Below are 21379 nucleotides of genomic sequence, written 5' to 3' on the forward strand. Positions count from 1 at the left end.
GCGTCAGGGTTTAGGATTTTTCTGGCTGGCGGTTCCAGTGCCGGAACAACGGCTCTGCCAGAAACAGCACGAACAACAAACGCATCACCTGCATCGCCGTTACCAATGGCACCGACAGCTGCAGGGTTTCGGCGGTGAGGCTCATTTCGGCGATGCCGCCGGGCATCATGCCCAGGGTCAGTGAGCGCAAATCCAGCTGCGTCAGCGCGCTCAAGCCCACAGCCGCCAGTGTTGCAAGCGCCATGGTCAAGGCCGTGCCGATCAAGGTGCGGCCCATGAATGACGGCGCCCGGCGAAAGAACTGACGGTTGAAATGGCAACCCAAGCCGCTGCCGATCAACCATTGGCCGATCTGGCTGCCGCCGTCGGGCAGGCCGTAGTGCAAGTCCCACACAACGCTGGCAGTTGCGCTGACCAACAAGGGCCCAAACAGCCACGGGTTCGGCTGACGTAAACGCTGCCAGCCCCAGGCGACCAGGGCTCCTATCGCAAACAGCAGCGCCAGCCAGCTCCAGCTCACCGGCGCCGGATGAAACTGCGGCGCGCCGCCTTCCAGCCAATACTTGAAGATCGCCGGCACGCACAGCACCACCACCAGCACCCGCAGACTCTGGCCCGCCGCGACACGGCTGAGCACCGCGCCATTGCGTGCGCCGAGGTTGACCATCTCACCGGAACCGCCCGGCATGCTGGAGAAGAACGCGGTGGCGCGGTCTTCACCGCTGCGGCGCATCAACCACACGCCGACAATGCTCGACAGGCTGGTGATCAGCGCGCCGAAGAAGATCAGGCCGAAGTGGCTCATGACTTGCTCGATCACCACCGGGGTGAAGTGCAGCCCGATGCCGATGCCCACCACCCATTGGCCGCATTTGCGCCCGCCGGGAATCTCCGCCAACTGCCACGGCGTGAGGCAGCGCACCAGGATAATCGCCAGCAACGAGCCGACCATATAAGGCAAAGGCCAGCCGACGAGGCTGGCCAGGTAACCGCCGGCCAGGCCGACCAGCGGTGTTGCCCACCATTGCTTAAAGGTGACCTCAGACATCGGCCAGGGCACGACGCTGCAGGGCACGTTTGCGGTAGATGCGCACCAGCGGGAAGGCCAGCATCAGCGCGGTCAGCACCCACACACCAAAGGTGATCGGGCTGGACCAGAGGATGTCCAGCGCGCCGTTGGAAATCGACAGCGCGCGGCGCAGGTTCTGCTCCATCAGGCCGCCGAGGATGAAGCCCAGCAGCACGGGCGACAACGGGAAGTCCAGCTTGCGCAGGATGTAGCCGAAGATGCCGATGCCGACCATCAGAAACAGGTCGAAGGTGGTGGCGTGAACCGCATACACACCGATTGCGGTGATGATGGCGATCACCGGCACCAGCGCCCAGTTCGGCACGGCGAGGATGCGCGTGAAGATGCGGATCATCGGGATGTTGAGGATCACCAGCATGATGTTGGCGATAAACAACGACGCGATCAGGCCCCAGACGATGTCCGGTTGCTGTTGGAACAGCAGCGGGCCCGGGGTGATGTTGTACAGCGACAATGCGCCGATCATCACAGCGGTGGTGCCCGAACCGGGTACGCCCAAGGTCAGCATCGGCACCAGCGCGCCGCAGGCGGAGGCGCCGATTGCGGTTTCCGGAGCGGCGAGGCCGCGCATGTCGCCCTGGCCGAATTTACCGCTGGCACCGGCCAGGCGTTTTTCGGTCATGTAGGCAACGGCCGAGGCGAGTGTCGCGCCGGCACCCGGCAAGACGCCCATGATGAACCCCAGCAAGCCGCAACGGATGTTAACCACGAAGACTGCAGACGCTTCCTTCAGGTTGAACATCATGCGTCCGGTGGCTTTTACCGCTTCCTGGCCGCGGTGGGTTTTTTCCAGCAGCAACAGGATCTCGCTGATGGAGAACAAACCCAGGACCAATACGACAAACTGAATGCCGTCGGTGAGGTGGATGTTGTCGCCGGTAAAACGGTACACGCCGCTGTTGGCGTCGATGCCGACGGCTGAGAGGAACAGGCCGATCAGCGCCGCCACGAACGTCTTCAGCGGTTTGTCTCCGGCCATGCCGCCGAGGCAGACAATCGCGAACACCATCAGTACGAAATATTCCGCCGGGCCGAAGGCAATCGCCCATTTAGCCAGCAGCGGCGCAAACAGCACCATGCCGCAGGTGGCAATGAACGCACCGATGAACGAACTCCACGCCGACAACGACAGTGCCACACCGGCCAGGCCTTTGCGGGCCATCGGGTAGCCGTCGAGGGTGGTCATTACGGTGGACGCTTCGCCGGGAATGTTCAGCAGGATCGAGCTGATACGGCCGCCGTATTCGCAACCCAGGTAGACGGCAGCGAGCAGGATCAGCGCCGACTCCGGCGGCAGCCCCAGGGCGAACGCGATGGGGATCAACAGCGCCACGCCGTTGATCGGGCCAAGGCCCGGCAGCAGGCCGACCACCGTGCCGATCAAGGTGCCGCACAGGGCAGTCACCAGGTTGTAAGGGGTCAGTGCAACGCCGAAGCCCTGGCCCAAGTAGCTGAACGTGTCCATATCAGTTCTCCAGAACTTCAAGCAGGCCGAGGGGCAGCGGTACATCCATGGCTTTGTCGAACAGCAGGTAAAGACCGATTGCCATCAAGGTGACGATCACCACGCTGGGTAACCAGCGGCCGCCATACAGGCGCGCCATCGGGATGCCGATCAGCATGCTGCTGAGGATGAAGCCCAGAGGCTCGAACGTGCCGGCAAACACGATCAACAGCGCCACGCAGATGCCGATCTTGATCAGCGTGTCGCGGTCCAGGGCCGGTTCTTCTTCGGTGTGCTTGGTGGGCTGTGGGCGAAACAGCATGTAGATCAGGCCCAGGCTCATCAGCCCGAGCATCAGCAGCGGGTAGGCGCGAGGCCCGACCGGCTCGTAGGAAAACGCCGCCTGATACGGCCACGCCATCAGCGCGAGGCCGGCGCAGACCAGCAGCATGACTGAGGCGAAAATGCGTTGTAAGAGCATGTGAAACTCCTGGGCCGCGCCGCCCGTCGAGGAGGGCGCGGCCGTCCAAAAGAGGGGCGATTACTGGATCAGGCCGAACTCTTTGGCCAGCACTTTGTAGTCAGCCACCTGTTTCTTCACGTAGGTGTCCAGCTCCGGGCCGGTCATGGCGAACGGGAACAGCTCACGCTGGTCACGCAGCTTGGCGAACTCTTCGGAGGCCAGCAGTTTGTCGAACGCGTCTTTCCACCAGGCGTAGTCGGCATCGCTGACTTTTGGCCCGAGGTAGAAGCCGCGTACCACCGGCCAGACGATGTCGTAGCCTTGCTCTTTGGCGGTCGGAATATTCTTCATTTCCGGCTCGTCCAGGCGCTCTTCGGCAAACACGGCGAGCAGGCGCATGTCGCCGCTGAGGATGTGCGGCATGGAGTCGGAGATGTCGGTGCTGCCCACCTGGATATGACCGCCGAGCAGTGCGGTGGCGATTTCACCGCCGCCTTCGAGTGCCACATAACGCAGGTCGCGCGGGTTGATACCGGCAGCCTTGGCGATCAGTGCGGTTTGCATCCAGTCCTGGCTGCCGACGGTGCCGCCAGAACCGATAACGACGCTGCCCGGATCTTTCTTCAGGGCTTTGACCAAATCGTCGAGGTTTTTGTAGGGCGAATCGGCTTTCACCGCGATGGCGCCGTAGCTGGTGCCGACGGCGGCGAGCCAGCGCACGGCGTTTTCATCAAAGCGACCGAACTTGCCTTGGGCCAGGTTCAGCAGCGAACCGCTGGACCACGCTACCAGCGTGCCAGCGTCCGCCGGGCGCTGAGCGACCACCGCGTTATAGGCCACCGCGCCCACGCCACCTGGCATGTAGGTGACGCGCATCGGCTTGCTCAGCAACTTTTCGTTGACCAGCGCGCTTTGCGCCAGTTTGCAGGTCAGGTCAAAGCCACCGCCGGGCGAGGCCGGGGCGATGCACTCCGGGCGCTTGGGTTCGTCGGCGGCCAGCAGTTGGCCGGCGAACAGCATGCAGCCGGCGGCGAGGGCCAATTTACGCAGTGAATAGGTCATGTTTATCTCCGTCGTTGTTGTTATGAGTTGCGACTACCAAAGCGCAATGCTGTAGCTCACCAGCACGCGCACTTCGTCGGCATCACGTGCCGAATAGTTGGAGCGGTAGGTGGCGTTACGCAGGCGCAGGGCGACATCCTTGAGCGTGCCGCTTTGCACCACGTAGCGGATCTCGCTGTTGCGCTCCCACTCCTTGCCGGTCTCGCCGTTGCGAAGCCTGATGTTGTCACCCGACAGGTAACGGCTCATGAAACTCAGGCCGGGAATGCCCAACTTGGCGAAGTCATAGTCGTAGCGCGCCTGCCAGGAGCGCTCTTGTGCGCCGGCAAAGTCGTTGATCTGTACGAAGTTGACCAGGTACGGGTCGCTGCCATCCACGTAGGGAAAGGCGCTGTCGCCGGACATGTGCTGGTAGCCGGCGCTGAGCTTATGGCCATTGAGGGCATAGCTGAACAGGCCGTTGAGGGATGTGTTGTCGATGTTGCCGCCGCGGGCGCTGCCGGTGTCATCACTGATGGCCAGGCGCAGGTCGGCGCCGAAAGTGCCGGGGCCCACTGGGCGTGAGGCCACAAGGCCCAGGAAGTGCTGGCGGTACACGTCGTCGAGCTGGGCGAAGTGGTAGCTGCCGGTGATCTTGTCGGCAAACGTGTAGTCCACGCCGCCGAAGTTGAAGTGCTTGTCAGTGGCGCCGCTGACGAAGCGGCTGTTTTTGTTGTTGAGGGCGATGTCTTCGTAGCTGGTGTCGTCACGGTCCTTGGCCTTGTCCAGACGGCCGCCGGTGAACACCAGGTTCTTGAATTCTTTGGAGGTCAGCAGGCTGCCGTTGAAGGTCTGCGGCAGGATGCGCCCGTCGTTGGGCTTGAGGATCGGCAGTTCGGGGATCAGCGCGCCGATTTTCAGTTCGGTGGCGGAGATCTTCACTTTGCCGGTCAGGCCCAGCTTGGAGTATTCGTTGGCGGCGCGGCCGTCGTCGTGGGTCGGCAACAGGCCGGTGCCGGTGCGGTCGGGGCTGGAGTCGAGCTTGACTCCAAGCATGCCCAACGCATCCACGCCAAACCCGACAGTGCCATCGGTGTAGCCCGATTGCAGGTTGAGCATGAACCCCTGGGCCCATTCGTCACGCTTGGATTGCTGGGCACTGGTACCGTCGCGAAAGTCGCGGTTGAAGTACATATTGCGGGTTTCAAGGGTGGCGCTGCTGTCTTCAAAGAAGGCAGCCTGGCTCAGTGGTGAAAAGCCGGCAAGGGCGGTGGCACTGGCAAGGGCGGTCTGGGCAAGGCGAGAAAAACGAACAGGCGGGCAAGCCTGTGGCTGTGTCGACAGCATCGTTGTGTACTCCGTTATTGTTCTTATTTTTGCGAAAACGCTTCGAGGCGTTTTTCTGGCGCTACGGATCAGGTAGCTCGGCGGGCATGACCCACCGTGGCTGGATGCTAAAGGGCGAAGCTTTCACTAACCTTTCAGTTGCCTTTCAATGTTTTCGGGCTTCACAGGGCAGGTGGCGCCTGTAAACTGCCCCGCAAAGCGTGGCGTCGACCATGCCCGAATGAGGTGAAAATCCATGCGTGTCCTCCTGGTTGAAGACCATTTGCAACTCGCCGAAAGTGTCGCCCAGGCGCTCAAGAGCACGGGTTTGACTGTCGACGTGTTGCACGATGGCGTGGCCGCGGACCTGGCCTTGAACAGCGAGGAATATGCGGTGGTGATCCTCGACGTGGGGCTGCCGCGCATGGACGGTTTTGAAGTGTTGGCGCGTCTGCGCGCGCGTGGGAAAAATCTGCCTGTGTTGATGTTGACGGCGCGCAGTGATGTGAAAGACCGCGTGCACGGCCTGAACCTGGGCGCCGATGACTACCTTGCCAAGCCATTTGAGTTGACCGAGCTGGAAGCGCGGGTCAAAGCGCTGTTGCGCCGCAGCGTCTTGGGGGGTGAGCGCCAGCAAGCGTGCGGCGTGCTGGTCTACGACCTCGATACCCGGCGTTTCACCGTGGGTGGTGAACTGCTGACGTTGACTTCCCGCGAGCAAGCGGTGTTGGAAGCGCTGATCGCACGCCCTGGTCGGGTAATGAGCAAGGAGCAATTGGCGTCGCAGGTGTTCGGCCTGGATGAAGAGGCCAGCCCCGACGCCATCGAAATCTACGTGCACCGCCTGCGCAAGAAGCTCGACGGCCAGCCTATCGCCATCGTGACTTTCCGTGGCCTTGGCTATCTGCTGGAAGCCCGCGATGCATAAGCCCAGCAGCCTGCGCTGGCGCCTGCTGTGGAACCTGGCGCTGTTGCTGGTGGTATTGATGCTCGCCAGCGGCATGAGCGCCTACTGGAATGGGCGCGAAGCCGCCGACACCGCTTACGACCGCACCTTGCTGGCGTCTGCGCGCACCATCGCCGCCGGATTGACCCAGGTGGACGGCACACTGAGCGCGAATGTGCCTTATGTGGCGCTGGACACCTTTGCCTACGACAGCGCCGGGCGTATTTACTATCAGGTCAATGACATTGATCGCAAGCTGATCTCCGGTTACGAAAACCTCCCCGGCCCGCCGCCGGGCACGCCGCGCACGGACGACTACCCGGCGCTGGCGCGGTTTTACAACGCCACCTACCAGGGCCAGCACGTACGCGTGGTGAGTTTGCTCAAGGCTGTCTCCGAACCGAACATGAATGGCATGGCCGAAATTCGCGTTGCAGAAACCGATGAAGCGCGCGAAAGCATGGCCCGTAGCCTGCTGGCCGACACCTTGCTGCGCCTTGGGATGTTGGCCGTCGGCGCATTGCTGCTGGTGTGGTTTGCCGTCAGCGCGGCGCTGCGTCCGCTGGAGCGCTTGCGCACTGCCGTGGAGGAGCGTCAGCCCGACGACTTACGGCCATTGCCGTTGGTTGAAGTGCAGCATGAGTTCGGTCCCCTGGTGCGCTCCCTCAATCACTTCACCGAGCGCCTGCGCGGCCAGTTCGAGCGCCAGGCGCAGTTTATCGCCGACGCCGCCCACGAATTGCGCACCCCGCTGGCGGCACTGAAGGCGCGTTTGGAACTCGGCCTGCGCAGCGACGCCCCGGCGACGTGGCGCAGCACCCTGGAAACCGCCGCCCAAGGCACCGACCGCCTCACCCATTTGGCCAACCAACTGCTGTCGCTGGCACGCATTGAAAACGGCGCGCGGGCGATTGCCGAAGGCGGGGCGCAATTGCTCGACCTCAGCCAACTGGCGCGGGAATTGGGCATGGCCATGGCGCCGCTGGCGCATGCGCGCGGCGTTGCGCTGGCGTTGGAGGCGGATGAGCCGGTGTGGCTGCGGGGCGAGCCGACCTTGTTGAACGAGTTGCTGAGCAACCTGGTCGATAACGCCCTGGCCCACACACCGCCCGGAGGCAACGTGATTTTGCGGGTCACGGCGCCCGCGATCCTGGAGGTGGAAGATGATGGCCCGGGCATCCCGCTGGATGAGCGGGACCGGGTATTCGAGCGTTTCTACCGCCGCAGCCAACAGGGCATGGGCTCAGGTTTGGGGCTGGCGATTGTCGGTGAGATCTGCCGCGCACACTTGGCGCAGATCAGTCTGCATGACGGCGAGTTGGCGGGATTGAAGGTGCGCGTGAGTTTTATCGCGGGTTGATCAGTAAAACATCGAGCGCGCTTCTTCCAGCTCGGCACGCAGGGCATTGCTGTAGAGGTCGACGCGCAGCTTCTGGATCGCCGGCAGGCTGGCAACCGATACATTCGCCAGCGGATGATCGGTGCCCCGGTGGCAATACAGCACGGCGACTTGCACCAGGTCGATGTAGTCCAGGCTCGCGGAGTCGCGTTCCAGGTCCAGGTATTGCCCTGGCAGCTTCGCGAGCATCTCCGGAAAATCCCAGTCACCCAGCAGTTTGTCGCCCAACAGCGGGTGAATGCTCTCTATCACATGGTTGAGGCTGACCGGGTCGGAGAGCAATTCGTAACGGTCTTCGGCATAGGCGAGGATCGGCAGCACGCCAATCTGATGCACCAGACCGCCGAGCGCTGCCTGGTCAGGTTTCAGCTGGCTGTGGCTGCGGCACAAGGCATAGCTCACACCTGCTACTTCCAGGCTGCGGCGCCACACTTCGCGCATTTTCAAATCGACGACTTCGGAGCGGGCGTGGAAGATCTGCTCCATCACCAGGCCAATGGCCAGGTTGCTGCTGTAGTTGGTGCCCAGCCGGGTGATGGCGGTATGCAGGTCGGTGACTTCCTGGGTCGCGCGCATCAGCGGGCTGTTGACCACTTTGATCAGGCGTGCCGACAGGGCGGTGTCGCGAGCGATCACTTTGCTCAAGTGGCTGATGCTGATTTCCGGGTCTTCGGCGGCCTGACGTATGTTCAGGGCCACTTCCGGTAATGTCGGCAGAACCAGGTCATCGTTGTCGATGGCCGTCACTAAAGCCTGTTGGACTTTTTCCGCCAGCTTGTTCATTCATGTTCTCTAGGGTGCTGCAAAAAAGTGCGGCGATTAACGCTGGATCTCTTTATCGCGATCCAGTTGGTAAGGCAGATCGAGCAACTGCAAGCCCGGGCCTTCCAGGGTGCCTAAGTGCACATCGCCACTGTCGGCAGCTTCGGCCTGCAGCACGGCCAGAAGTTCCACGCATTGGTCAGCTTTTGCTGCAATCACCACCTCACCGATAGCACTGTTGTGGCTGGGCGCGAACAGCGGGGTGCCTGGCTCGGGCAATTCGGTTGCATCAAGGCTCAAGCGATACAGGCGACGCTTGAGTTTGCCCAGGTATTGCATGCGCGCGACGATTTCCTGGCCGGTGTAGCAGCCTTTCTTGAAGCTGACGCCGCCGACGGCCTGCAGGTTGAGCATCTGCGGGATAAACAGTTCGCGGGTCTGAGGCATGACCTGGCCGATGCCGGCGCGGATCTGGCCCAGCAGCCATTGATTCAAGTCAGCAGGTTGCAGCTGTGTGGCCAGCTGAGCGCGCACGGTTTCGGCGTGTTCGACGGGCACCCAGAGTTCGCTGCGGCCAGGGGAGACGCGAATGGCGATCAATGTGTCGCTGCGCGTTACGCTGTCGGTTTCGGCAGGCAGCTCAAGGCCAAGGGAGGCGAGGGCCTGATCCGCGTTCGACAGGCCGAAACGCACCCAGGCGGCGCTTTCGTCGGTGAGTTTGGATTTGGAGAACACCGCGTATTTTTTTAAATCTGCCAGTTGCGGTTCGAGCAGTTCGCTGGCCATGGCCAGGAGCACGCCGTCGCCTTGCAGCAGGATGCGAAAGCTCGACTGCATACGGCCTTTTTGCGTGCAGCGAGCGCCGAGGCTCGCCTGGGTGTCACTCAGGTAATTGAGGTTGCAGGTCAGTTGCCCTTGCAGGAACTTGGCAGCGTCGGCGCCGCGGACGGCAAGAACGCCTTCGTGTGACAAGGGGCAAAAAAAAGCGGAGTCAGCCATGGGTCATCGCAGGTCAAAAAGTCATGGGTGCATCATAGAGGGGCGTCCGGCAAATGGATAGTTTCCGTATGGTGCGACCAAAGCCGACTGGTCCGGTGCTGTCGGGCCTGTATACTTGCGCTCTATTTGAGGAGCGCTCCATGGTCGAAGATGTAGAAATCAATCGCCTCTACTGGCACAGCCGTCGCGGCATGCTGGAGTTGGATGTGTTGCTGGTGCCTTTCACCAAAGAGGTGTACGCGACGCTCAATCAGGTGGACCGCGACCTCTACGTCAGGCTGCTGACTTGCGAAGATCAGGACATGTTCGGCTGGTTCATGGAGCGCGCCGAATCTGAAGATCCGGAGCTGCAGCGCATGGTTCGGATGATTCTGGATCGTGTCCAGCCCAAGTAATCGCTTCGAATGCCGCTGGCAGGCCTCACGGCTATTGCTGGCGGCCTATCTGCTTGCCCAGCTGTTCGCGTTGGGCGCCTTGCTGCTTGGGGATCTACCGTTCTACGGCCTCGGCATTCTGTTGTGTCTGGCTCACGCCGTGTGGGTTTTGCCGCGTCATATCCTGTTGAACCACCGTTCGTCGATTCGTGGCCTACGCCGCGATGAAGACGGCTGGCAGCTATTCTGTGATGAGCGCGGCTGGCACCCTGTGCAACTGCGTCCCGACAGCCTGGCATTACCGTTGATCGTGGTGCTGCGCTATCGGGTGCAGGGAGAATGGCGGGTGCGTTCGATCTGCGTGCCCAGGGACGCGCAGGCTGCCGACGTGCATCGGCGCCTGCGGGTTCGCTTGAAGTTCAGCCGCCGTAGGTGGCTGGCACCAGAATAGTGTCACGGGCCTCGGGCAGCATCTGCGGGTAGTCGAGGGTGTAGTGCAGGCCGCGGCTCTCCTTGCGCGCCATGGCAGAGCGGATCATCAGTTCCGCCACCTGCGCCAGGTTGCGCAATTCGATCAGGTCACGGCTGACTTTATAGTTGCTGTAGAACTCGTCGATCTCGTCCAACAGCAACCGCACGCGGTGTTGAGCGCGTTGCAGGCGCTTGTTGGTGCGCACGATCCCCACGTAGTCCCACATGAAGCGGCGCAGCTCGTCCCAGTTGTGGGCGATGATGACGTCTTCGTCCGAGTCGGTGACCTGGCTGGCGTCCCAGCGGGGCAGGGCGGCGGGTACCGGGATGCGGGGCAGTTGTTCGAGGATGTCGGCGGCGGCGGAGCGGGCGTAGACGAAGCATTCGAGCAGCGAGTTGCTGGCCATGCGGTTGGCGCCGTGCAGGCCGGTGAAGCTGGTTTCGCCTATCGCATACAGGCCAGGCACGTCGGTGCGGCCGTGTTGGTCGACCATCACACCGCCGCAGGTGTAGTGCGCGGCCGGCACTACCGGGATCGGGCCTTGGGTGATGTCGATGTTGAACGCCAGGCAGCGCTCGTAGACGGTGGGGAAATGGGCCTTGATGAAGGCTTCGGGCTTGTGGCTGATGTCCAGGTAGACGCAGTCGATGCCCAGGCGCTTCATCTCGTGGTCGATGGCGCGGGCGACAATATCCCGCGGCGCGAGCTCAGCGCGAGGGTCGAAGCGTTGCATGAAGCGCTCGCCATTTGGCAGTTTCAGGTGCGCACCTTCACCGCGCAGGGCTTCGGTGATCAGGAAGCTCTTGGCCTGCGGGTGATAAAGGCAGGTGGGGTGGAACTGGTTGAATTCCAGATTCGCGACGCGGCAGCCCGAACGCCACGCCATGGCAATGCCATCGCCGCAGGCACCGTCGGGGTTGCTGGTATAGAGATAAACCTTGGCCGCGCCGCCCGAGGCGAGAATGGTGAAGCGCGCGCCGTAGGTGTCGACTTCGCCGCTGGCGCGGTTGAGCACGTAGGCGCCGAGGCAGCGTTCGCCTGCCAGGCCCAGGCGCTTTTCGGTGAGCAGGTCGACGGCTACCCGTTGTTCCAACAGCTCGATGTTGGGGCGTTGGCGGGCCTGCTCGAGAAGGGTTTTGAAAATGGCGGCACCGGTGGCGTCCGCCGCATGGATGATGCGGCGGTGGCTGTGACCGCCTTCGCGGGTCAGGTGGAATTCAAATCCGCCGTCGTCGCTGCCGGCATGCTCGTCGCGGGTGAACGGCACGCCCTGGTCGATCAGCCATTGGATGGCTTCGCGGCTGTGCTCGACGGTGAAGCGTACGGCGTCTTCGTTGCACAGGCCGCCGCCAGCGTTAAGAGTGTCTTCGACGTGGGATTGCACGGTGTCAGTGTCGTCCAGAACTGCCGCGACGCCGCCCTGGGCCCAGAATGTCGAGCCGTTGGCCAGATCGCCTTTGCTCAGCACCGCAATGCGCAAGTGGCTGGGGAGCGTCAGCGCCAGGCTCAAGCCGGCCGCGCCACTACCGATCACCAGGACATCGTGTTGAAACTGTTGGCTCATTAGCAGGATTCCGCAAAAAGCGATCCAAAGGGGTGGCGCGAACAGGACGCCTGGATCGGCGAATCAAAGGGTCACACGGGCCACTAGTATATAGAGGGGGGGAGCGGCACAATAGCCGGGCATTCGTGGCAATGTGAGATTACGGTGCGCAGCTTGGGTAAAATCGGCTGGTTATTGAGACGGGAACTTTTTGCATAAGCCCTGACTCAATAGCAGGTTGCCCGAAAGCTGGGAAAACGTTGAGTTTATTGGCCCGTCGGGAGCATTGGACGCGTCAGAAAACCGGCGACAAGATTATTCGCGCAGCCGGCAATGCCCGTGCTGCGTTTTTCGTGTGTGCCAAATCAGTGCGCGCCGGAAACTTGCTTGGAGGGGGAGAACTTTTGCGAAAAGTCCGAGTCTATGTTTGCAAGCCTGATCGTTTAGTTATGCAAGCCTCCTCCAAGTACAACGAGGAGTGTTCATGCTAACCCAGGAAGAGGATCAGCAGCTGGTCGAGCGCGTTCAACGCGGCGACAAGCGAGCATTTGATCTGCTAGTGCTGAAATACCAGCACAAAATTCTCGGGTTGATCGTGCGTTTTGTGCACGACACCCATGAAGCGCAGGACGTTGCACAGGAAGCCTTTATCAAGGCATACCGTGCACTTGGCAACTTCCGCGGTGATAGTGCGTTTTATACGTGGCTATACCGCATCGCCATTAACACGGCGAAGAACTATCTGGTGTCTCGCGGCCGCCGCCCACCAGACAGTGATGTAAGTTCAGAAGATGCAGAATTTTATGATGGTGATCACGGCCTCAAAGATCTCGAGTCGCCGGAGCGTGCATTGCTGCGCGACGAGATCGAAGGCACCGTTCATCGCACAATTCAGCAACTTCCAGAAGATTTACGTACGGCGTTAACTTTACGTGAATTCGATGGTCTGAGTTACGAAGACATTGCGAGCGTCATGCAGTGTCCGGTGGGGACTGTGAGGTCACGGATTTTCCGGGCCCGGGAAGCCATCGATAAAGCCTTGCAACCGTTGTTGCAGGAAAACTAAAGACAGCGGCGACAGCCAAGAGAGGAACCGCCATGAGTCGTGATGCCCTGCAGGAATCGCTGTCCGCAGTGATGGATAACGAAGCGGATGAACTGGAACTTCGTCGAGTGCTCAATGCATTTGATGATGCCGAAACCCGTGATACCTGGTCTCGTTACCAAGTCGCTCGGGCGGTGATGCACAAGGATCTTCTAATCCCTCGTCTGGATATTGCTGCGGCCGTTTCTGCTGCGCTGGCTGATGAAGCCGTTCCGGCAAAAGCTGCTCGTGGTCCATGGCGTAGCCTGGGTCGTTTGGCAGTAGCTGCTTCGGTAACTGTTGCCGTGCTGGCCGGTGTTCGCCTGTACAACCAGGACGAAATAGCCGGTGCCGAACTGGCCCAACAGACTCAGCAACCGGTCATGGCCGGTCCGCAAGTCAAAGGTCCAGCAGTGCTGGCCGGCTATAAGGAAAGCTCCGATACCACCGGCCCTATGGCTAACGGTGTACTTCAAGGGCAATCCGGCTGGCAGGATCAGCGTCTTCCAGGCTACCTGCGCCAACACGCACAGGAATCGGCTTTGAAAGGCACTGAAAGCGCTCTGCCATACGCTCGTGCAGCAAGTCTGGAAAACCGCTAAACCGTTAAGGAGCCCTATGCGCGCCATACCGCTCCTTACGCTTTTGCTCAGTGGTTGTTTTGCACTATCCGCCCATGCCGACGAAGCCCAAGACTGGCTGACTCGACTTGGGCGTGCAGAGCAGCAGCAAAGCTTCGAAGGTACGTTCGTCTACGAGCGTAACGGCAGTTTTTCTACCCACGATATCTGGCACCGTATTCAAGACGGGCATGTCCGTGAGCGGCTCTTGCAACTCGACGGATCAGCTCAGGAATTGGTGCGGGTAGACGGTCGAACCCAATGCGTCAGTGGCGCTCTGGTTGCCGGCCTGGGTAATTCGCCCGAAGCGCCATCGCGCGCCCTTGATCCGCAAAAACTCACTCAACTCTACGAATTGGCCGTCATTGGCAAATCTCGCGTGGCCGGTCGAAATGCGGTGATTATCTCGATCACGCCGCGCGATCAGTATCGGTATGGTTTCGAGTTGCACCTTGATCGTCAAACTGCGTTGCCGCTCAAATCCTTGTTACTTAATGAACAGGGACAATTGTTGGAGCGTTTCCAGTTCACTCGACTGAACACGTCGGTCGCGCTCTCTGACCGAGACTTACAGCCCAGCGGTGATTGCGCACCTATCGCGCTTGCCAATAGCAAGGCGCCTGAAATCCCCGCCACCCATGCGTGGCACTTGGATTGGCTGCCTCCGGGGTTTCAGCTCACCAGCAGTACTGCACGCAAAGATACCCAGACCAAGTCTACTGTCGATAGCCTGATGTACGACGATGGGCTGGCACGTTTTTCGGTGTTTCTTGAGTCGACCGATGGCGCCAGCGTGAGCGAAACCCGTACTCAGCTGGGCCCGACCGTTGCCGTATCGCGCCGCTTGAACACGGTAGAGGGTGAAGTGATGGTGACCGTTGTGGGCGAAATCCCCATCGGCACTGCCGAACGCATCGCGCTGTCGGTGCGCGGTGAAAAAACCGCTGCCGCAAAGCCGTGAGTTGTTAATCCTATGTTCATCCTGACCTTTCAATGTGAGCCTGTGCTTGGTTGGAGGCTGGAAGCATGAAACTTCAGGATCAGTATTTTCACTTGCAAAAAATCCCCATGTTTTTTATAGGTCAGGGCTTGTCGGCCCTGGCCTTGTTTTGTTCGCGGAACAAAGATGTCGGTCGCACTTTTCGGCGTTTCTTGAACCCTGTCGCTCAACCCTGCTCGTCGTAACGGGAGCTGTATGTCGATACCACGTTTGAAGTCTTACCTATCCATAGTCGCCACGGTGCTGGTGCTGGGTCAGGCCGTGTCCGCGCAAGCGGCCGAATTGCCTGACTTCACCCAACTGGTGGAGCAGGCCTCGCCTGCCGTGGTGAACATCAGTACCACGCAAAAACTGCCGGATCGCAAAGTCTCGAACCAGCAGATGCCCGATCTGGAAGGCCTGCCGCCAATGCTGCGCGAGTTCTTCGAGCGTGGCATGCCGCAACAGCGTTCCCCGCGTGGCGGCGGCGGTGGCCAGCGTGAGGCACAGTCCTTGGGCTCGGGCTTCATCATCTCGCCTGACGGCTACATCCTCACCAACAACCACGTGATTGCCGACGCCGACGAGATTCTTGTGCGCCTGGCGGATCGCAGTGAGTTGAAAGCCAAGCTGATCGGCACCGACCCACGTTCCGACGTGGCCTTGCTGAAAATCGACGGCAAAGATTTGCCGGTACTGAAACTGGGTAAATCCCAGGACCTGAAAGCCGGCCAGTGGGTAGTAGCGATCGGTTCACCGTTCGGCTTCGACCATACCGTCACCCAGGGCATCGTCAGTGCCATTGGTCGCAGCCTGCCAAATGAAAACTACGTGCCATTCATCCAGACCGACGTGCCGATCAACCCGGGTAACTCCGGCGGTCCGCTGTTCAACCTGGCGGGCGAAGTGGTCGGGATCAACTCGCAGATTTATACCCGCTCCGGCGGCTTCATGGGCGTGTCCTTTGCTATTCCGATTGACGTGGCCATGGACGTTTCCAACCAGCTCAAGAGCGGTGGCAAGGTCAGCCGTGGCTGGTTGGGCGTAGTGATCCAGGAAGTGAACAAGGACCTGGCTGAGTCGTTCGGTCTCGATAAGCCGGCCGGTGCCCTGGTCGCCCAGATCCAGGACGACGGCCCGGCTGCCAAAGGTGGCCTGCAAGTCGGTGACGTGATCCTGAGCATGAATGGCCAACCGATCATCATGTCGGCAGACCTGCCGCACTTGGTCGGTGCACTCAAGGCCGGCAGCAAAGCCAAGCTGGAAGTGATTCGTGATGGCAAGCGCCAGACCGTTGAGCTGACCGTTGGTGCGATCCCGGAAGAGGGCGCCACCCTGGACGCTCTGGGCAACGCCAAACCGGGTGCCGAGCGCAGCAGCAATCGCCTGGGCATTGCCGTGGCTGAGCTGACTGATGAGCAGAAGAAAAGCTTCGACCTTAAAAGCGGCGTAGTGATCAAGGAAGTGCAGGACGGCCCTGCCTCTCTGATTGGCCTGCAGCCAGGTGACGTGATCACTCACCTGAACAATCAGGCCATCGACTCCACCAAGCAGTTCACCGACATCGCCAAGGCGCTGCCGAAGAACCGTTCGGTGTCGATGCGTGTCTTGCGTCAAGGGCGTGCGAGCTTCATTACCTTCAAGCTGGCCGAGTAACTTCCAGGCCAATAAAAAGCCCCGCGAAAGCGGGGCTTTTTTGTGGGCGATGTATTTAGCTCATCATCCCTTTTACCAAGCGTTCCTGCTCGATCAGCTCACGCTGGCGCGCGTCGATACGAGACGACAGCGGGAAGTTGTTGCCGGCCCGGCGTTTGGCAAAATCCAGTTGCTGAATGGCCTGCTGGAAGTCGCCTACCAATGCAAAGTACTCGGCGCGGGCTTGATGCAAGCCAATGATGTTGCCGGACAGTCCGCGTGTCTCGGCGACCTGGTACCAGACGTCGGGGTCATCGGGACGGGATTTGAGCAAGGCATCCAACGCTTTCTCCGCATCGGCGGTTCGGTTCTGCTTAAGCAACAAGTCCACGCGCACCTGGTTGAGCGGGTAGTTGCCGGGGTACTGGGTGAGCATCCGGTCAGTGCGTTGCTGGGCATCCGGCAAGCGGTTGTTGGTGATGTCCAGCTCGATTTGCGCCAAGTTGTACGTGATGTCGTTGGGCGCTTTGGCCAGCAGCGGTGCGAGGGTTTCCCGCGCTTCCTTGAGTTGAGTGCCCTTGATCTGGGCGATGGCCAGGCCATAGCGCGCCACATCGTTTTTAGGGTTCTCGTCCAACTGCGCCTGGAAGCGTTTGGCCGCAAGGCCGGGCGTGTCCTCGTATTGCAACTGCACGCGCGCGCGAATCAGTTGATAGCGCAGACTGTCTTCCTTGCCGCCGGGTTTGGCTTGCTCGGCACGGTTACGGGTGTCGGCGATCCGTGATTCGGTAACCGGGTGAGTCAGCAGGAACTCCGGTGGCTTGGCGTCGAAGCGATATTGACGCATCAGCCGTTCGAACATGGTCGGCATGGAGCGCGGGTCGTAACCGGCTTTTTCCAGGTTAAGAATGCCGATACGGTCAGCCTCTTGTTCGTTCTGACGGGAGAACCGACGTTGCTCCTGGATGGCTGCCGCCTGGCTGCCGGCAATCGCGGCAATGCCGGCATCACCCGCACCCGCTGCTGCAGCGATGATGCCGCCGAGCAAAGCGGCCATCATCGGGATCTGCATGCGCGACTGCGCTTCCACACCGCGGGCGAAGTGGCGCTGGGACAAGTGAGCCAATTCGTGGGCGAGTACCGAAGCATATTCGCCTTCGGTTTGCGCGTTGAGGAACAAACCGCCGTTGACCCCGACAATCCCACCGGGGGCGGCAAAAGCGTTGAGTTGTGGGCTGTTGATCAGGATGAACTCCAGGCGCCGGTCATTGACCTGACTGGTCTCCACCAGCTTGTACACGCTGGTTTCCACGTAATCCTTGAGTTGTGGGTCATTGAGTTGCGAGACCTGGCCGCGCAGGTAGGCAAGCCAAGCACGGCCCAACTGGTATTCCTGTTGTGGCGAGACAATGGCAGAACTGGCGTCGCCAAGTGACGGCAGGTCGTCAGCGAAGCCCGGAGAGGCCAGCAGGCAGGCCAGCGTCAGCAGGGTAGGGCGCAAAAAAGTCATGCACAGAGCCTTTCGACAAAGAGCTTACTGTAGCCGGACACTGAGCTTCGGACCAGATATTCTAAGCACCCCAAACGCGTGCCCGGAGTAAAACCATGACCGACGCTGTAGCCTTTGATGCCGAACTCGATGCCAGCGGCCTCAATTGCCCGTTGCCGTTGCTTAAGGCCAAGCTGGAACTCAATCGATTGGCCAGCGGCGCAGTGCTCAAGGTGATCGCCACGGACGCAGGCTCCCAGCGTGATTTCCGCACGTTTGCCAAGTTGGCTGGCCACACCCTGTTGCATGAAGAAGATGCCGCCGGTGTATACCACTATTGGTTGCGCAAGGCCTGAACCGTTTGCCCCTACCGCCCGAGGTTGATTGATGTTCAAAGTGTTACGAGACTGGATTCAGCGCTACTTCTCCGATGAAGAAGCCGTGGTGCTGGCGGTCCTGCTGTTCCTGGCCTTTACCGCCGTACTCACCTTGGGCGGCATGTTGGCACCGGTGCTGGCCGGGATGGTGTTGGCGTACCTGATGCAAGGTCTGGTCACCACGCTGGAGCGTATGCGTTTGCCGGGAGGGGTCGCGGTAGGGTTAGTGTTTGCGTTGTTCATGGGGTTGTTGGTGGTGTTCATCGTGGTGGTGCTGCCCTTGCTGTGGCATCAGCTGATCACGTTATTCAACGAGTTGCCGGGCATGCTCGCCAAGTGGCAATCGCTGTTGCTGCTGTTGCCGGAACGCTATCCGCACCTGGTGTCGGACGAGCAGGTGCTGCAGGCCATCGAAGTGGCGCGCGGCGAGATCGGAAAGTTCGGGCAATGGGCGTTGACCTTTTCCCTGTCGAGCCTGCCGTTGCTGGTCAACATCATGATCTACCTGGTGCTGGTGCCGATCCTGGTGTTCTTCTTTCTCAAGGACCGCGCCATGATCGGCCGCTGGGTAAGCGGTTACCTGCCGCGTGAGCGAGCGCTGATTACCCGGGTGGCGGAGGAAATGAACCGGCAGATTGCCAATTACATCCGCGGCAAGGTCATTGAGATCGTCATCTGCGGGGGCGTCACCTACATCGCTTTCGTCGCACTCGGCCTGAACTACGCGGCATTGCTGGCGTTGCTGGTGGGTGTGTCGGTGGTGGTGCCCTACGTCGGCGCGGTGGTGGTAACGGTGCCGGTGATGTTGATTGCGCTGTTCCAGTGGGGCTGGAGTGATCAGTTCATCTACCTGATGGCGGTGTACGGCATTATCCAGACCCTGGACGGAAACGTACTGGTGCCGTTGCTGTTCTCGGAGGCTGTCAACCTGCACCCGGTTGCGATCATCTGTGCGGTGTTGTTGTTTGGCGGGCTGTGGGGGTTTTGGGGTGTGTTCTTTGCGATTCCCCTGGCGACACTGTTCAAGGCCGTACTGGATGCGTGGCCGCGGCAAGAACCGGCGGTGGCGCCTTTGTTGTAACGATGGGGGCGAACACCCGGTGTTCGCCCCAACGATTCAAGCCTTGCTCAGCGCCTGCGCCGCCGCCAAAACGGCGTCCACATGCCCTGGCACTTTCACGCCACGCCATTCCTGACGCAGCACGCCATCCTTGTCGATCAAGAAGGTGCTGCGATCAACGCCCAGGTATTCCTTGCCGTAAAGCTTCTTCAGTTTGATCACATCAAACAGCTGGCAAACTGCTTCGTCCTTGTCGCTGATCAGCTCGAAGGGAAATTCCTGCTTGGCCTTGAAGTTTTCGTGGGACTTCACGCTGTCGCGCGAAACGCCAAACACCTCGGTGTTGGCGGCCTTGAACGCTGCGTACTGGTCCCGAAAGCCCTGGCCTTCGGTGGTGCAGCCCGGCGTGCTGTCTTTCGGATAGAAGTAGATCACCACTTGCTTGCCCTTGAGGGCTGCGAGGCTGAAAGTCTGGCCGCTGGTGGCCTGGGCTTCGAAATCGGCCACGGGTTTATCGATGACTACCGGCATGGATAGATACTTCCTTACATTGGGTTCTGTGGGCGCCATGGCTCGATCAAGGCGTCGAGGTTCAGGGCATCGGCGAAATCCAGGAACTGGTCACGCAACCAACTGATCTGCACGCCCGCCGGCAAGGTCACGGTAAACGTGGCGTTGAGCATGGTGCCGCCGGTCTGTGGCGCCTGATAGGTGTCGCAGGTCAGGTTCTCGAGCTCGACGTTGTGGTCGATAAAGAACTGGCACAGTTCGTTGACGATGTCCGAACGGTAAGCCGAGCTGACGTATGCCACGTAAGGCAGAGCCTGGGGGCGGTTTTCCAGTGCGGCGCTGCGCACTACGTTGACGGTGAAGTCATGCTTCTTGGCCAGGCCCGGCAGGCCGGTTTCCAGACGCGCCAGGGCGTCCCAGGTGCCGGAAATCTGCAGCACCAGCGCGCTGCACTCGCCATGGCGCGTGAGGCGGGAGGTTACGACGGCGCAGCGGTTTTCATGGCTGGCGCGGCACAGGACGTTGGTCAGCTCCATGGGGTTGGCGCCGAGGGCACTGATAACAAGGAATTGTTCGCGAACTGTGGGGGTGGACATGCAGCCTTCCTAAAAACGATGAGCGGTCGATACGGTCAGGGCTGTATCGATCAAAGGATGAAGGGTAGCGAAAACCGCCGCCAAGGGATAGGAGGTGGCGTTTTCATTGCGTGATCGGTCTGATTTCAGCGTGCTTCAAGGCACGCTTTGAGCCAATGATGGCATTGCCCATCGTTTAGTTGCCCCAGAACGCATCCTCAGGCGGTACTTCGCTTGTACAAGCATCTTGGCGCCAGTACCATTACGGCTCTCTTTTTCCGGCAGGAGCGGTTGCATGATTGCGGGCAGTATGGTGGCACTGGTCACACCCATGGATGCACAAGGTCATCTCGACTGGGATAGCCTGGGCAAACTGGTGGACTTCCACCTGCAAGAGGGCACCAACGCCATTGTGGCGGTCGGCACCACAGGTGAGTCGGCCACACTGGATGTGGAAGAACACATTCAGGTGATCGAATTCGTGGTCAAGCGCGTCGCGGGCCGTATCGCCGTGATCGCCGGTACGGGCGCCAACTCGACGCGTGAAGCGATCGAGCTGACCAAAAACGCCAAAAAAGCCGGCGCCGATGCCTGCCTGCTGGTGACCCCGTACTACAACAAGCCGACCCAGGAAGGCCTGTACCAGCACTTTCGCACCATTGCCGAAGCCGTTGATATCCCGCAGATCCTGTACAACGTACCCGGCCGCACTGCCTGCGACATGAAGGCCGAGACCGTGATCCGCCTGTCCACCGTGCCGAACATCATTGGCATCAAAGAAGCCACTGGTGACCTGCAGCGCGCCAAGGACATCCTGGCCGGCGTGAGCAGCGACTTCCTGGTGTATTCCGGTGACGACGCTACGGCTGTCGAGCTGATCCTGCTGGGGGGCAAAGGCAACATCTCGGTGACCGCCAACGTCGCCCCGCGCGCCATGAGCGAATTGTGCGCCGCCGCCATCGCCGGTGACGCCGTGACCGCCCGCGCGATCCACGAGAAGCTGATGCCGCTCAACAAGACACTGTTTATTGAATCCAACCCTATTCCCGTGAAATGGGCGCTGTTTGAGATGGGCTTGATGCCGGACGGTATCCGTCTGCCGCTCACCCGGCTCAGCGAAGCCTGTCACGAACCGCTGCGACAGGCCCTGCGCCAGTCCGGCGTCCTGGTTTAATTGAGGAAGCACTACGC

General features: G+C 60.6%; 22 protein-coding genes. 11 read left to right on the forward strand and 11 right to left on the reverse strand.

Annotated elements, in window-relative coordinates; all coding sequences use genetic code 11:
- Positions 1–10: 10 nt before the first annotated feature.
- Genes AB5I78_RS07700 through AB5I78_RS07720 form a run of 5 tightly spaced genes read right to left on the reverse strand, consistent with a single transcriptional unit; the run spans position 11 to position 5385 of the window.
- Complete coding sequence (locus AB5I78_RS07700; protein WP_369300702.1) at positions 11–1048, reverse strand: AbrB family transcriptional regulator; 1038 nt, start codon at positions 1046–1048, stop codon at positions 11–13.
- On the reverse strand, positions 1041–2555 hold the full coding sequence (locus tag AB5I78_RS07705) for a tripartite tricarboxylate transporter permease (RefSeq protein ID WP_106577026.1): 1515 nt from the start codon (positions 2553–2555) through the stop codon (positions 1041–1043). Before AB5I78_RS07705 ends, AB5I78_RS07700 begins: the two co-directional genes overlap by 8 nt.
- Before the next feature lies 1 nt (position 2556).
- Positions 2557–3015, reverse strand: a complete 459-nt coding sequence (locus tag AB5I78_RS07710) for a tripartite tricarboxylate transporter TctB family protein (RefSeq protein WP_242194097.1) — start codon at positions 3013–3015, stop codon at positions 2557–2559.
- A gap of 60 nt (positions 3016–3075) precedes the next feature.
- Positions 3076–4059, reverse strand: a complete 984-nt coding sequence (locus AB5I78_RS07715) for a Bug family tripartite tricarboxylate transporter substrate binding protein (protein ID WP_370004338.1) — start codon at positions 4057–4059, stop codon at positions 3076–3078.
- A gap of 33 nt (positions 4060–4092) precedes the next feature.
- Positions 4093–5385, reverse strand: a complete 1293-nt coding sequence (locus AB5I78_RS07720; protein ID WP_369300700.1) for an OprD family porin — start codon at positions 5383–5385, stop codon at positions 4093–4095.
- A gap of 235 nt (positions 5386–5620) precedes the next feature.
- On the opposite strand from AB5I78_RS07720, the gene AB5I78_RS07725 reads away from it, so the two are divergent.
- Together AB5I78_RS07725 and AB5I78_RS07730 are read left to right on the forward strand one after the other, a co-directional pair.
- Complete coding sequence (locus AB5I78_RS07725; RefSeq protein WP_083359659.1) at positions 5621–6292, forward strand: response regulator; 672 nt, start codon at positions 5621–5623, stop codon at positions 6290–6292.
- Positions 6285–7670, forward strand: a complete 1386-nt coding sequence (locus AB5I78_RS07730) for a sensor histidine kinase (protein WP_242194093.1) — start codon at positions 6285–6287, stop codon at positions 7668–7670. Before AB5I78_RS07725 ends, AB5I78_RS07730 begins: the two co-directional genes overlap by 8 nt.
- On the opposite strand, the gene AB5I78_RS07735 is transcribed toward AB5I78_RS07730, so the two are convergent.
- Positions 7671–8492, reverse strand: coding sequence for an HDOD domain-containing protein (locus tag AB5I78_RS07735; RefSeq protein WP_369300698.1), 822 nt, complete (start codon positions 8490–8492; stop codon positions 7671–7673). It lies immediately after the preceding gene.
- A gap of 36 nt (positions 8493–8528) precedes the next feature.
- A complete protein-coding gene (locus AB5I78_RS07740; RefSeq protein WP_369300697.1) occupies positions 8529–9470 on the reverse strand; it encodes a folate-binding protein YgfZ in 942 nt (313 codons plus the stop codon).
- Between the two features lie 140 nt (positions 9471–9610).
- Between AB5I78_RS07740 and AB5I78_RS07745 the strand changes: the two genes are divergently transcribed.
- Together AB5I78_RS07745 and AB5I78_RS07750 are read left to right on the forward strand one after the other, a co-directional pair.
- Positions 9611–9865 carry a succinate dehydrogenase assembly factor 2 gene (locus tag AB5I78_RS07745; RefSeq protein WP_014717362.1) on the forward strand — a complete coding sequence of 85 codons (255 nt, stop codon included), beginning with the start codon at positions 9611–9613 and terminating at the stop codon, positions 9863–9865.
- Positions 9849–10295 (forward strand): protein YgfX, encoded by a 447-nt coding sequence (locus AB5I78_RS07750; protein WP_242194087.1) that lies wholly within the window; start codon positions 9849–9851, stop codon positions 10293–10295. Before AB5I78_RS07745 ends, AB5I78_RS07750 begins: the two co-directional genes overlap by 17 nt.
- On the opposite strand, the gene nadB is transcribed toward AB5I78_RS07750, so the two are convergent.
- Complete coding sequence (gene nadB, locus AB5I78_RS07755) at positions 10264–11880, reverse strand: L-aspartate oxidase (RefSeq protein WP_369300695.1); 1617 nt, start codon at positions 11878–11880, stop codon at positions 10264–10266. The two genes, AB5I78_RS07750 and nadB, sit on opposite strands and share 32 nt — an antisense overlap.
- Positions 11881–12343: 463 nt before the next feature.
- On the opposite strand from nadB, the gene rpoE reads away from it, so the two are divergent.
- From rpoE to AB5I78_RS07775, 4 genes are all read left to right on the forward strand, one after another.
- On the forward strand, positions 12344–12925 hold the full coding sequence (rpoE, locus tag AB5I78_RS07760) for an RNA polymerase sigma factor RpoE (RefSeq protein WP_003172477.1): 582 nt from the start codon (positions 12344–12346) through the stop codon (positions 12923–12925).
- 32 nt (positions 12926–12957) lie between these two features.
- Positions 12958–13545, forward strand: coding sequence for a sigma-E factor negative regulatory protein (locus AB5I78_RS07765; RefSeq protein WP_003172479.1), 588 nt, complete (start codon positions 12958–12960; stop codon positions 13543–13545).
- 16 nt (positions 13546–13561) lie between these two features.
- Positions 13562–14524 (forward strand): MucB/RseB C-terminal domain-containing protein, encoded by a 963-nt coding sequence (locus AB5I78_RS07770; protein ID WP_145162893.1) that lies wholly within the window; start codon positions 13562–13564, stop codon positions 14522–14524.
- 234 nt (positions 14525–14758) lie between these two features.
- Complete coding sequence (locus AB5I78_RS07775) at positions 14759–16198, forward strand: DegQ family serine endoprotease (RefSeq protein WP_145162895.1); 1440 nt, start codon at positions 14759–14761, stop codon at positions 16196–16198.
- Positions 16199–16253: 55 nt separating this feature from the next.
- On the opposite strand, the gene AB5I78_RS07780 is transcribed toward AB5I78_RS07775, so the two are convergent.
- Positions 16254–17687: a M48 family metalloprotease gene (locus AB5I78_RS07780; RefSeq protein ID WP_200623290.1), complete on the reverse strand. Its 1434-nt coding sequence runs from the start codon at positions 17685–17687 to the stop codon at positions 16254–16256.
- A gap of 95 nt (positions 17688–17782) precedes the next feature.
- Here AB5I78_RS07780 and AB5I78_RS07785 point away from each other — a divergent pair, with 95 nt between their 5' ends.
- Positions 17783–18022: a sulfurtransferase TusA family protein gene (locus AB5I78_RS07785; RefSeq protein ID WP_369300692.1), complete on the forward strand. Its 240-nt coding sequence runs from the start codon at positions 17783–17785 to the stop codon at positions 18020–18022.
- Between the two features lie 31 nt (positions 18023–18053).
- Positions 18054–19124: an AI-2E family transporter gene (locus tag AB5I78_RS07790; RefSeq protein ID WP_242194081.1), complete on the forward strand. Its 1071-nt coding sequence runs from the start codon at positions 18054–18056 to the stop codon at positions 19122–19124.
- 36 nt (positions 19125–19160) lie between these two features.
- Here AB5I78_RS07790 and AB5I78_RS07795 read toward each other — a convergent pair whose 3' ends face one another.
- Positions 19161–19634: a peroxiredoxin gene (locus AB5I78_RS07795; protein WP_145162901.1), complete on the reverse strand. Its 474-nt coding sequence runs from the start codon at positions 19632–19634 to the stop codon at positions 19161–19163.
- A gap of 14 nt (positions 19635–19648) precedes the next feature.
- Positions 19649–20209, reverse strand: coding sequence for a glycine cleavage system protein R (locus AB5I78_RS07800; RefSeq protein WP_003172487.1), 561 nt, complete (start codon positions 20207–20209; stop codon positions 19649–19651).
- A gap of 274 nt (positions 20210–20483) precedes the next feature.
- Here AB5I78_RS07800 and dapA point away from each other — a divergent pair, with 274 nt between their 5' ends.
- Positions 20484–21362, forward strand: coding sequence for a 4-hydroxy-tetrahydrodipicolinate synthase (dapA, locus tag AB5I78_RS07805; protein ID WP_106577012.1), 879 nt, complete (start codon positions 20484–20486; stop codon positions 21360–21362).
- The last annotated feature ends 17 nt before the right edge of the window (positions 21363–21379 follow it).

The organism is Pseudomonas sp. N2-3-1-14 (assembly GCF_041228395.1).
Classification (GTDB): Bacteria; Pseudomonadota; Gammaproteobacteria; order Pseudomonadales; family Pseudomonadaceae; genus Aquipseudomonas.